This window comes from Holdemania filiformis (genome assembly GCF_003459085.1).
Lineage (GTDB): Bacteria > Bacillota_I > Bacilli_A > Erysipelotrichales > Erysipelotrichaceae > Holdemania > Holdemania filiformis.
Map to the genome: position 1 here is coordinate 13562 of NZ_QRUP01000014.1, position 12310 is coordinate 25871.

General features: G+C 44.2%; 11 protein-coding genes. 7 read left to right on the top strand and 4 right to left on the bottom strand.

All coding sequences use genetic code 11. The annotated features are described in order from the left end of the window. Positions 1 to 118 precede the first annotated feature (118 nt). The gene (locus DWY25_RS11365) at positions 119 to 586 is read right to left on the bottom strand and encodes a hypothetical protein (protein ID WP_117895334.1); all 468 of its coding nucleotides are present in this window, start codon (positions 584 to 586) and stop codon (positions 119 to 121) included. Positions 587 to 648: 62 nt separating this feature from the next. Beyond that, positions 649 to 1248, bottom strand: a complete 600-nt coding sequence (locus DWY25_RS11370) for a TetR/AcrR family transcriptional regulator C-terminal domain-containing protein (protein ID WP_117895335.1) — start codon at positions 1246 to 1248, stop codon at positions 649 to 651. Positions 1249 to 1402: 154 nt separating this feature from the next. Between DWY25_RS11370 and DWY25_RS11375 the strand changes: the two genes are divergently transcribed. Continuing rightward, entirely contained in the window at positions 1403 to 3175 is a 1773-nt protein-coding gene (locus DWY25_RS11375) for an FAD-dependent oxidoreductase (RefSeq protein ID WP_117895336.1), read from the top strand. A 134-nt stretch (positions 3176 to 3309) separates the two neighbouring features. Here the strand turns inward: DWY25_RS11375 and DWY25_RS11380 are convergent, their stop codons facing one another. Then, entirely contained in the window at positions 3310 to 4506 is a 1197-nt protein-coding gene (locus DWY25_RS11380; protein WP_117895337.1) for an FtsW/RodA/SpoVE family cell cycle protein, read from the bottom strand. Continuing rightward, entirely contained in the window at positions 4503 to 4928 is a 426-nt protein-coding gene (locus tag DWY25_RS11385; protein ID WP_117895338.1) for a GNAT family N-acetyltransferase, read from the bottom strand. Before DWY25_RS11385 ends, DWY25_RS11380 begins: the two co-directional genes overlap by 4 nt. A gap of 70 nt (positions 4929 to 4998) precedes the next feature. Here DWY25_RS11385 and DWY25_RS11390 point away from each other — a divergent pair, with 70 nt between their 5' ends. The 6 genes from DWY25_RS11390 to DWY25_RS11420 all read left to right on the top strand — a co-directional run bounded on the left by DWY25_RS11390 (position 4999) and on the right by DWY25_RS11420 (position 12290). Then, positions 4999 to 6534, top strand: a complete 1536-nt coding sequence (locus DWY25_RS11390; protein WP_006058476.1) for a PTS sugar transporter subunit IIABC family protein — start codon at positions 4999 to 5001, stop codon at positions 6532 to 6534. A gap of 254 nt (positions 6535 to 6788) precedes the next feature. Beyond that, positions 6789 to 7412: a hypothetical protein gene (locus DWY25_RS11395; protein ID WP_117895339.1), complete on the top strand. Its 624-nt coding sequence runs from the start codon at positions 6789 to 6791 to the stop codon at positions 7410 to 7412. Between the two features lie 236 nt (positions 7413 to 7648). Next, positions 7649 to 8326 (top strand): hypothetical protein, encoded by a 678-nt coding sequence (locus DWY25_RS11400; RefSeq protein ID WP_117895340.1) that lies wholly within the window; start codon positions 7649 to 7651, stop codon positions 8324 to 8326. 186 nt (positions 8327 to 8512) lie between these two features. Further along, the gene (locus DWY25_RS11405; protein ID WP_117895341.1) at positions 8513 to 8914 is read left to right on the top strand and encodes a hypothetical protein; all 402 of its coding nucleotides are present in this window, start codon (positions 8513 to 8515) and stop codon (positions 8912 to 8914) included. Between the two features lie 265 nt (positions 8915 to 9179). Then, positions 9180 to 10190, top strand: coding sequence for a hypothetical protein (locus DWY25_RS11410; RefSeq protein WP_117895342.1), 1011 nt, complete (start codon positions 9180 to 9182; stop codon positions 10188 to 10190). A gap of 552 nt (positions 10191 to 10742) precedes the next feature. After that, complete coding sequence (locus DWY25_RS11420; protein WP_117895344.1) at positions 10743 to 12290, top strand: ABC-F family ATP-binding cassette domain-containing protein; 1548 nt, start codon at positions 10743 to 10745, stop codon at positions 12288 to 12290. The last annotated feature ends 20 nt before the right edge of the window (positions 12291 to 12310 follow it).

A 12310-nucleotide genomic window follows, 5' to 3' on the forward strand; every position in this document is an offset into this window, starting at 1 on the left:
CTCATGATTAAAATGAAAAAGGAAAGCTGCGAAGACTTTCCTTTTTAACGGTCAATTAACGAAAAAGATTGCTTTGAAATCAGTTCTTTCTGGGAAACTGGCGAAAGAAAAATTTGCATTATCCGCAATTTCGGGCATGGTTCCAATGGATTCCGATATGACCGATACCCAAAATTACAACAGATACGCAGAGTAATGGATTGTGGTTAGCGATTCCCAACAGGAAAAAAGCCATGACCGGCAAAGTCGCGCCCGCAACCGGAATCTTGAGAAAAGGGGCATAGAAATCCCGCAGCGTCTGCGGACTCCGAAAATAACGGATCCAGAAGCCTTCGTAGCTCAGCATCATCGCCAGAGACAAAAGAAAACACAGCTGTTCCAGAAATCCTGAATAAGCTGATTGACTCTCGAAGAAGGCAAATACGGTAACCAGGACCTGACCGATTCTTTCCAAGCGGACCAGTGATGGTTTTTCTTTTGCGACCGCAGCTTCGTAACCTTGCGGTTTGTGCCGCGTCCAGAAAAGATTGGGCAGAAACAAGCCGGTCAAATAGATCAGACCTGGGAATGAGAATTTCCACGACATAGGGACACCTCTTTCTAAAATTATCAAAAAAATATGACATAAATTCATCAGAGATGCAAAGATTAAGCTGGAAAGTTTAAATTTAAAGCAACTTCCAGCGCCTTGCCGATACAGGCTGAGAACATTAAATCAAAGTAAACCGCAAGTTCTTTTGCGGGTATTGTCATTCCTTCTTCAACCCAGTCTGCAATTACGGCCATGGACCCTTTGGAATGATAATTGATTACAAAGTTGATTCTTTGGGTATCGACTTCTTTTAACAACCCCTGCTCCTTATAATCTTTGATTGTTAACTCTGCACACATCCTGAGGTTTTCCTGCGTTTCTTTCAGCATATAACTGATCAGATCGTTTTGCCCGCGGATTTTAAGCGCCTGTAGATAAAAGGCTTTAGCCCTTTCCATTTCGCCAAGATAGAGAGGAGAAATCGCATCCCAATTTGAGGTTGGCCCATCAATAATTTTGCGAACTGGCAGCGTGATATCCTGATGAAAAATCCAACAGATCAGTTCTTCTTTGTCACAGAAATGATAGTAGAAGGTTCCCCGATTAATATTGCATTGATCAGCTAACTCCTGGACAGTGATGCTTTCTAATTTTCTTTGCATACACATTGATTTTAAGGCATTTGCTAGTAAATTCCGTGTTAAGCTGTTTCGCATTATAGATTCCCTTCCTTTTTAATTTCAACATTTTGTGTGAAATGTTGAACAATTCAACAATAATCCTTTTGTTGTCGATGTAATTTAAGTTTAACACATGCTATTCTGGAGTCAACAATAGTCCTGATAATGGACTAATCTGAAGGAGGAACTTATGCGAAGCGCAAAGAAATTAACGACAAGTTTTATCAGTCTTCTGCTTATGGTCTCTTTAACGGGATGCCAGAATGAACCAACGTCCCAGCCAGTATCTTCGACAGGCTATACGCCGGGTACTTATGAAGGAGTTGGAGCGGGCATGAATGGAGAAGTTCATGTCGCTGTTACCTTTGATAAGGATTCTATTACCGCGATTGAAATTAAAGATAATGCGGAAACCATTTCAATCTCGAAACCGGCTTTGACAAGACTGCCACAGGATATTGTGCAAAATCAATCGTTAAATGTGGACTTGGCCAGCGGTGCAACGATTTCCAGTAATGCGGTGATTACCGCTGTCGGTGAGGCTGTCAAGCAAGCCGGTGGAGATGCAGAGGCTTTAAAAAGCAAGGCGAAACCTAACCTTGAGGTCCAACCGGATGAGCAGACGGAAACGGATATTGTCGTTGTTGGTAGCGGCCTGGCTGGAGTGTCAGCCGCATTAGAAGCCGCAAATCAGGGAAAATCGGTGCTGTTAGTGGAAAAGATGGAAGCCTATGGCGGGTCCTCAGCACAATCCGGAGGGGCTGTTTGTTATACACTGGAAGACTCTGATTTTACAGAACAAGATTATGCGGAATGGTTGATCCAGATGGGACATGACGGAGAGAATATCAACGAAGAATTGGTTCGGAAGATCGCCTCAATGACAGGGGATAGTCTTGAATTTTTACGCGATCAAGCAGGTGTTGACATTTCTTTTCCAGTCCGGGAAACATTGGCACACAATACAGTTTCTTATCTGGTTTCAACAAAGAAAAGTGTTGTTCTCGGAGCAGGTGGTTTAATTATTGAACCTTTCATCGAAAAATTAACTGCGATGAATAACGTTACGCTATTAAACCGGACAAAAGCAGAATCTCTGATCGTCAATGATACAGGCGCTGTATGCGGCATTCAAGCGGTCAGAGCTGATGGTAGTTCGCTAACGGTGAAAGCCGATTCAGTGATTCTTGCGACTGGCGGCTGGGACCGGAATTCGGAACTTACAGAAAAACTGGCTCCAGGCTTTGTCAACAGTGTTCATTTAACCGGAACAGGGAATACTGGAGATGGAATATTGATGGCGGAAGCTATCGGTGCGGCGATCAATGAACAATTGCCAGCTTGTGTTGATGGATTTATGGGCTTGCCGGTAACGCTGACCAGTGATTTTATTCTAGTAAATCAACAGGGAGAACGTTTTGTCAATGAAAGTGCAGTGAATATTGAAGTCTTTAATGCGATTGCCCGGCAGGAAAGTGGCATTCATTATTATATTTATGACGCGAATGAACTCTTTGAATTTGTAAATACGACAGATCGTGCAGCATTGGAAGCCGCGGCTGAGGCAGGCACCGTGCTGAGCGCGGATACCATTGAAGAATTAGCTGAACAGATAAAGGTAGATCCTTCAACTTTAAGAGCAACAGTGGACCGATACAATAGTTTTGCGGGAACTCAGGATTCAGATTTCGGCAAAGATATGACAAACGTGCAGCCATTTGAAAACGGACCTTTTTATGCAATGTCAGGTGTACCTTATATTATGACAGCTTATGGCGGACCAGTGGTCGATGAAGAATGCCATGTTCTTAATCAGGAAGGGCATATCATTTCAGGCCTTTATGCAGCCGGAGAACTTGCGGCTTCTAATTGGACCGGACAGGATTCGATTGGACATGGGATGAGCCTGCAGGATGCGCTGAGTACGGGACGGATCGCCGCACTATCAGCATCAAGAAAATAAAATATGGCAGATTGCTGATCAGGAAAAGAGATATTCATTAATACCTCTTTTTCTATATTGTACAAAAAACGGAAGACGCTTTGATCTTCCGTTTATCATTTTCTGCATTCACAGCATCGGGACAGGAGTTTGAGCTAGTGCATCAGCCGGCTCTTGTTTTCTGAACTCATCTGGAACACGATCGCCAGCGGAATCATATACGACAACATACTCGAGCCGCCGTAGGAAATAAACGGCAGCGTAATGCCGGTGATTGGGAACAAACCGGTGATCATGCCCATGTTGACCAGCTGCTGGAATAATAACATGCCGATCATTCCGGCGACCATATACCGCTCGCGCGGCTGATCATGCCGTGAGGCGATGCTGATGAGCTTTAAATCGAACGCCGTCAATAACGCGACGACCGAAGTCGTACCGAGAAATCCGAAATTCTGACCGATGACAGAGAAAATGAAGTCGGTCTGCGGCTCTGGAAAACGAATCAGGACTTCGCGGAAGCCATGGCCCGTCAAGCCCGAGGAACCGATCGTTAATAACGAGGTATACAGCTGGTTGCCCCAGGTATTGATGTATTTCTCTGTTTCCAGCCAGCCGTAAATCCGCCGCATTTTATAACCCCCGCCTAAGATCGAGGATAAAAGATTCGGATAAAACTTGAACATGAAGATCAGTCCGCCGAAGCCGATGACCAGGCAGGCCGCGCCCAGCCAGACCCATTCCTTGCGGACGCCCGAGACCGCCAGCATGACCAAGATACTGACGATGATGATCAGCGGGATGCCGGTATCCGGTTCTAAAAAGATCAGGATCAGCGGCGGAACGGCGATCTTGCCGACTTTCCAGAACAGCTTGAAGTCACTCGCAAACGACATTTCCGTCTTCCCGAGGTTATGCTCGTGGATAATGTTGGCGACCATGATGATCAGCACGACCTTCATGAACTCGCTGGGCTGGAAAGTACCCAAGCCGGGGATCTGATACCAGGCCGTTGTTCCATTGACTGGACGGATAAACCGGTCCGGCAGGTTGATCACATACTTATCCACTAATAAAATCGCTAACAGCACCATCAGAATCCAGTAAAAGATTTTGACGCCGGTAAATAACCGGTCGCTTCCAAACCGCGTCAGAAAGGCCAGCATCAGAAAGCCGATCGCATACCACATGCCCTGTTTCAGCCACAGATGCGTGCCCTGCAAGCGCGTTGCCATGATCGGATCGGCGCAGTAGATCGCCAATAACGAAACGCAGGTCATCGCCAAAAGCAGAAGCATCAGCGTCTGGTCAATATGGAATTTCTTGTGGATCCGTTCCGGCTGTTGGCTCATAATGCTTTCTCCATCGTGACGTGACGAATGCCGGCCTCATAAAACGGCTTGGACACCGTGGTATAACCCAGCGACGCGTAGAAGCCTTCAACCTGAGCCTGGGCGTGCACAACAATCTTTTTATAACGGGCCAGATGCGGATCCTTTTCAATCTCACGCATCATCAACGCTCCGATATGCTGGCCGCGGTAAGGCTTCAGGACGGCTACCCGTCCGATATGGATTTCCTCGCCGAAGTCCAGCCCCCGGCAGCAGGCAACCGCTTCGCCTGCCTCGTTTTCCACCAGCCAATGCATGGCGGTCTCGTCGTCCTGATCCTGTTCAATATGCAGGTCGACCTGTTGTTCTATGACAAAGACTTCTGTGCGGATTCTGACAATCCGGAAGAAATCCGCCTGTGTTTCAGCAAACTTGGTTTTCATGAAAGTCAAACCACTCCTTTCATTTGAATCTGATGTACAATAATGGTATCATAATAGGCGAGGTGATGGTATGAGAAGATGGCATTCTTTGTTAGAAATCATTCAATTTCCATTGAAAATGCTGTTTGTGGCAATCATCCTGACGGGGCTTGGAACCTTGATTACCAACCAGAGCTTATCGGTGTTCTGGTCGGTGAATGACCGCAATATCCTGCTGCTGGCAGATCTGTTCAAACGGACGGGCAGTTTTATTATCGTCAATTTTCCTTTCTTTGTCATGATAAAGTTTTTAGCGACGAAAAGCAATTCGTCGGTTCCGATCATGATCGGAATCACCGGCTATGTGCTGGTGCTGGTCATCACGATGCTGTTTCAGCCAGCGGGCCTGCCGACGTCGGCATCCTCGGCGATTCTGGGATTAAGCTATTCTTCCTCCCTGTTTGATCGAACCCGCTATCCGCTGCAGACAGGATTCTTTGCCTGCGCCGCGGTCGTTCTGGCATCACGGATCGCGTATTCCAAGTCGCGGACGAAGTCGATTTACGGTTTCTTCTCGTTTGTTGACCGGGATACCTGGGGTTTGATTTTAACGTTGATTTTATGTATGATCACCGGCTTCGCACTTGTCTGGCTGTGGCCGATCGTGCTCAATCTTCTCAATACGATCTTTGAGTTCATTGCTACCGATATTACCAATCCGATGAACCTGTTTGTTTACGGCGTCATGGACCGGCTGTTAGCGGATCTCAACCTGGGCGCGCTGATGCGTACCTTGTTCTGGTATGGCGAACAGGGCGGTACCTGGATTAATAATTTAGGCGTCAATTACATGGGTGACGTGGGAATCTGGACAGCGCAGATGAACAGTCTGATCACGCCCAGCGGCGTCGGCCGGCTGATCACGCCGTATTATGTTTTGAACCTGTTTGCGGTTCCGGGCATGTTGATCGGATTCTATACGATCTTTACGGATAAAATGGAGAAACGCCGGATTCGTCTGTTCTTCCTGTTGGCAATTCTGGTGTCGTTAGTCACAGGCACCCTGCTTCCGCTGGAGCTGTATCTGTTGATTTTGACCCCGTTGTTGTTCGTCTTCCATCTGGTCGTCACCGGCGCGTTGTTCGGTATCTTCCAGTCGATGAGCGTGACACTGGGCTTCAGTTATACCGGCAGCACCGTCACCGCCATGCCGGGGACCTTATTTGATTTTATGCTGTACGTGCGGAATCCCAATATGCAGAATACAATTCAGATGATTTTCCTGGTCGGTGTGATTCTGTTTGTGCTCTACTTTGCGTTCACTCGTTTCTACTTCAAATATCTGGCATTGGACTTATTCAATACCGGCGCCAGTAAGCGGCGGGTTGAAGGCTTTATCTTAGCGGTAGGCGGATTGGAAAACATCAAAATGATGCATTCCTCGCCGACGCGGTTAACGATTCAGGTTGTGGATTCCTCGCTGATCAACTTCTCACAGATTCAGCGCTTAGGGGCCAGCCGGGTGGTAGAGAGCCGTGCCGGATATTCCGTTAACTTCGGGGCCGGCAGCACGATTATTAAAAATGAGATTAATAAGCGGATAAAGGAAATGAAGCGCAGCGCATAATCAAAAATACTTGGGATTGAAACGATACGGGAGATCGGGACAATCCCTTTTTTATTTATTCAAAACAAAGAATAAGGATCTTATCATTTTATGCTAAAATAAAATCAAGGAGATAGACTGAGGAAAAGATTATCCGGCATTATCAATTGACTTGAGTATTAAAAAGCAGACTTAATCAAGATTCCTGAAGCTTATCTTTTGGATAGTTCAAAACGCAATCAAACAATAAAGTTGGAATAATCGAAGGGGAAAAAATGAAAAAATTCTTATATCGTCATGGATGGTCTTATGATCAAGTTCGTCACCTTAAAGTGGTTCCTCTTTGTTTTTTGGTATATATCTTAGTAACTTATGGTTTTACGGCAATGACCAGGAATCAATCTATAAGCCAGGAAACTCCGCTAATAATTCATCTTTCGGATTTTGGTTTTGTGGATGAAAGTGTAGAAAAAAATCATAGCTGGACTGATGGATTAGGAAATAAACGAGTTGAATGTATCCTTTTGGGAATGGATCCGGCTGCCAGTCAACATGTCAGGTTTAATATTCAAGTGGTTGATTACCAAGAAGATATAAATCCTGTGGTTGGCTATCTGCGTGAGATGGGAATAAGCGTTCCTCAAAATACGTTTCAAACGCAAGATCTTGAACACTATCTTGAAGAACTGCATGAATTAGACGCTGAACAATGGGGATCGGAATTGGCCTATTCAAGTCAGACGTTTGATGTAGAACTCACATCCTATGGCATACCGAGTAATGCAATTTATCTGCTTTCCGGGAACAGAGCTATAATATTCCGATATAATACTAAAATTGAAATAACCCAGGAACTGATTGACAGCGTGGTTTCTATCTACCAAAAATCGTTTTACTAACAAGGATTAAGTTCTTATTCATAAAGAGGAAAGAGAACGAGCTCAATTGGGCAAGCATGAGATGAATATGTAATTTTAGGTAATGAAGGATGCGGCATCATTGAGATACTGAGTTGTTTCGGGAATTTTGAAGCAGAACCGCTCAGCTGTTTGTTAAATTTTTGAGGAGCAAATCAAGGCGCATCGATAATAACCGAGTATAGATCAAGTTAACGATCAGGGGACAAAGGAAAATTATGTTGAAGAAAATCAAAGAAGAGGTTATGTCTGCTTTTGGGATAACCTATACTCAGGCTGAAATAATTAAAAGAGATTCAAGAAGAATTAATCAAACTTTCTTTGTAACTTTAATTCTATTAGGGTTGTTTGTCTATGCGTCTAATCATGATGTCCAACAAGAAGTACCGCAAATAATACACATGACAGACTTTGGCTTTGTAAATGAAACAGTGGATCGAAAGCTTTCCGAAGCGGATTCCCTGGGGAATTTAAGATACAGTCTAATTTTATCGGGCATGACTCCTGATTTAGAAAGAACGGTTGAAATTTATCTGGAAGTCATTGATTTTAATGCGGAAGAAGATCCGGTTATTAGTTACCTGAGAGAAATGGGAATAACAATTTATCCTAATCAATTTAAAGAATCGAAGCTCAGTGAATATTGCCAGAATTTGAATTTGTTGGATGCTGCACTATGGCAATCGGATTTAGCTTATTCTGCGAAAGAACTCGATTTCCTGTTTCCATCGGATCGCAGAGAACAGAATGAAATTTATTTATTATCGGGCAGGAGAATGATTGTTTTACGATTTAACAGTTCTCTGGATTTTACTGAGGAATTGATCAACAAAATAACTTCTTTTTACGATAACACGGAGATTTTCTCCAAAGAAGAACCGCGGCAGAAATCATGATGAAACACTCTGTTATATTTTTGGAGTGTATTTGTGTTAAACTTGAGTTACAGATAGAGGTTGTTTTGATTATAAGATCTTAGTTTTTTCAGCGGTTTCAAATTGTTCAATTATAAGCTTGCCGGTTATTTGTTTTTTGATCAAATGGACATTGTTCAAATAAACGTGAGTTTGAAAGGAGAACTTATGAAAAAAAGGAAAATTCTGATCCTTGTCATCGCGTTAATCCTCGGCTTCCTGATCGAATCGACTGTGCTTCGTTTTCGGAACACCATGCCTTTTCTGGGGAATATTTTAATTAAGCGTGTCTTTCTGGCATCCATCTATCCCTTCATCATAGGACTGCTTTTGTTTTACGATGGGGAAACAATAAGATTTAATAAGAAAAACAGGATTCTTGTTCTTACTTTGCTTATCATCGCTAACGTAGAACCTATCTTCTTTTGGCTGATTCCGAATTTAATCGAGGTCGAGGAAATCTACGGGGCGATCCCTGTTTATGGATGGAATCGCATTGAATATTTATCTCCGGTTTTATCCATGATCGCGGCGTACTGTGCGAGTCGGCCGAATGAAATTGAGAAATAAGACTTGTTGGAATTGTGGGATATAAAGTTAATAAGGTAAATTAAACCTGTTTCATGCGTTATATTCGGCTCGCTTTGGGGAGAAAGGAAAGTTATATGAACATCCAATTCAAGAAGGGACATCGGTTTAAAGGCAGGCGTTCATGGATAAAAAGGATTTCAATCCTGGGTTTGACTTTGTTTTTTCTTCTGAGCGGCTGTACGGAAAGCCCGCCTTCGCAAGATCAGGATAGTCAGGAATCACAGATCAATTACATCGTTACAGAATGAATTTCTCTTCTCTGCCGGAAGGAATTTACGAATATCATGAGGTCTATCGCAACCAGATCAGCGTTATCGGTTTAAAAGACTGTGAAAACTATTTTTCTTCCACCGATCTGTATTTGTTAGATTTAGAGAACGGCGAGCTGGAAAAAATAGAAGAAATCGATAAAGAGGAGGAAACGAACCGGATCTGGAACTTTGTACGATTGGACAAACAGACTTATCTCTATACGGAAGTCGTTTATCCAAGCCTGTCCGACCATGCTTTTATGCAATACAACGTCTATCGTCAAAAAGGAGAGGATCGGCAGAGAATTACCGGGGGTTTTGTTTCCAGCATCTATGAATTGCCGGAGCTGGTCGTTATGGAGGACTCCCTTGTATTTGATACAATTTCATATTCCTTCTCTCACGAAGAAGAAAACGGACAGTATGATTTTGAAATCTGGAAAGTCAACGGAGAAAATCAGGAATTGCTTTTAAGAGAAGAAGGCAATTATTCTGATTACCGTCCGGATGAAACTACCGAATATTTAAGCAGTAGCTTAAGTCTTGTGAACGAATCAGAACTCTGTTTTACAACCGCCGACGCAACGAATAGTTATCTGAATCGAATACAAAATGGCCAGTGTCTGAAGCAGAAAAGTACGAAGGACCTGATCAATGCAATTCCTTTAGGAAATCAATGGTTGGTAACAGAAGGAAAACAGGAATCGATGAACCCGGAACATTTCACAACCTATCTTCTTGATGATCAAGGTCTGAGAAACGATCTTCCTTCACCGGTTCACCTGGAAACCTATTGCGTGTTAAATCATACGATAGTCGGTTATAAAAACCAGGAGATCATTCTTATTCAAGGTCAGAATCAGGAAATTGAAATGATTCATATTCCTGAAATTAAAGACAGCTCTGTGTTTAGAAAGATTAATGATCACGCTGTCCTGATCCTCGATTTTAAAAAACAGATGATTCGAATGGACATTGAAGAAGGATCCGGGAAAGCGGAGTAACGCGTTAAGGATGATTGCTTTTCAAGATTCGCTGTGATAGAATAGGCTCGGCTTAGAAAAAGGAGGCGAAACGCAATGCTTTTTAAACAAAGAATCGTTCTTCAAAGACGAAACAGCTCCGTACAAATCAAGTTGATGAAGCATTGTGCGGAGCCGGACCGGGGAATTATTTAATTTTCCATCATCTTCATCTGTCATACGCGGATTGAGAAATTCATGGCGAATTTCTTGTTTTCATCGTAGGCAGAGGAAGCGATTTACGGATTCAGGTCACAGATGCTTTGTCTGTGGCCTTTGTTATTTTTGAAGACAGAGGCCTGGGAGAGAAACTCCGGAAAGTCTCTGTTTTTATTATGGGAAAAAGGTTTGTTTCGAGGAGAAAGACAAGATTCAGAATACAGATCAGGACTAAAATCGATCGCTTCCAGCCAGAAAAGATCACCCAGAAGAAATGGAAAGCCCAATCAATGAAGTAAAAAATACGAATCAGTTATCTCAGCTAAGCATAAGAACAGGGAAACTGAAATTTCAATAGAAAGCAGGAATAAGAATATGAGTATTTGCAACGTAGCACATTTAACCCATCAGTTTGATGAGAAAATATTATATCAGGGCGCCGAATTCGAGTTGTTTAACGGCGAACATTGCGGAATCGTCGGACCCAACGGAGCAGGAAAGAGCACGCTGATGAAAATTCTGACCGGGCAGATCAGTCCGGATCAGGGCGACATCCGGTGGCAGCCGGGAATAACGATCGGCGCTTTGAATCAACAAGCCTGGACAGATCAGGCGGAAATGACAATTTTGGAGTTCTTAAAAACCGCGTACCAGACCTTGTGGCAATGGGAAAGTCAGATGAACGAAGCCTATCTGAAAGCGGCGGTAGAAATGGAAAACAGCGAACATTGGCTTAAAAAAGCCGGACGGCTGCAGGAACAGCTGAATGCCGCCGGGTTCTATGAAGTGGAAGTCATCATTGAAAAGACAATTACCGGACTGGGATTGGATCAGATCGGACTTGATAAACCTTTGTGCCAGTTAAGCGGCGGTCAGCGGGCCAAGGTGATTCTGGCGCAGCTGTTATTAAAAAATCCTGACGTTTTACTGCTGGATGAACCGACAAACTATCTCGATCATGAACATATCGTCTGGCTGGCAGAGATGTTAAGACTGCGCACCGGCGCATTCTTGGTGATCACACACGATTTCGATTTTCTTCAACAGATCGCGGCGTCGATTCTGAATGTAGAATGGGGACATATCACGAAATATTATGGCAGCTATGACGCTTTTTTGCGTCAGAAGGAGCATCGGCAGAAAGAATACCGCCGTCAGTATGAAGCCCAGCAGGAGAAAATTAAAAAGACGGAGGAATATATCCGCCGCAATATTGCCGGGGTGAATACCCGTATCGCACAGGGCCGTCGTAAGCAATTAGAACGATTAGAGCGTCTGATGCCGCCGGATTCGCCGGTGCCGCTGCATTTTGATTTCCCAGTCGCTTCGATCGGACAGGGTATTCTGTTAGAAACATCGGAATTGAGCGTCGGTTATGAAAGACCGCTGCTGCCTGAGCTGGATCTGAAGATTCAAGCAGGTGAGAAATGGGTGGTGACGGGATTTAACGGTATCGGGAAAACGACGCTGTTGAAGACTCTGATCGGGGAATTGCCGCCGCTGCAGGGCAGTGTGTGCCGTTTTGAAACACTGCGGATCACTTATTTTTCGCAGACGCTGAGCTGGCCGGATCCTAAACAGAGCGCATTGGCCTTGTTTTCTGACTGTTATCCCCGCAAAACTTTGCAGGAGCTGCGTTTTCTTCTGGCACAATGCCGGATTTCGCATGAGCTGGCTACCCGGCCGTTAGACACGTTGAGCGGTGGAGAACAGGCGCGGGTTAAGCTGTGTCTGGCGCTGCAGCAGGAAAGTAATTTGTTGATTTTGGATGAACCAACCCAGCATCTGGATGAATGGGTCAAGAAGGCACTGAAGGAAGCCTTACAGCGGTATTCGGGCGCAATCCTGTTGGTATGCCATGAAGCGGATTTTTATGCGAACTGGGTCGAACATCAGCTGTCGCTTCGCAGTTTGGTTCGTTGATTTCAGAGCATAAAAATACC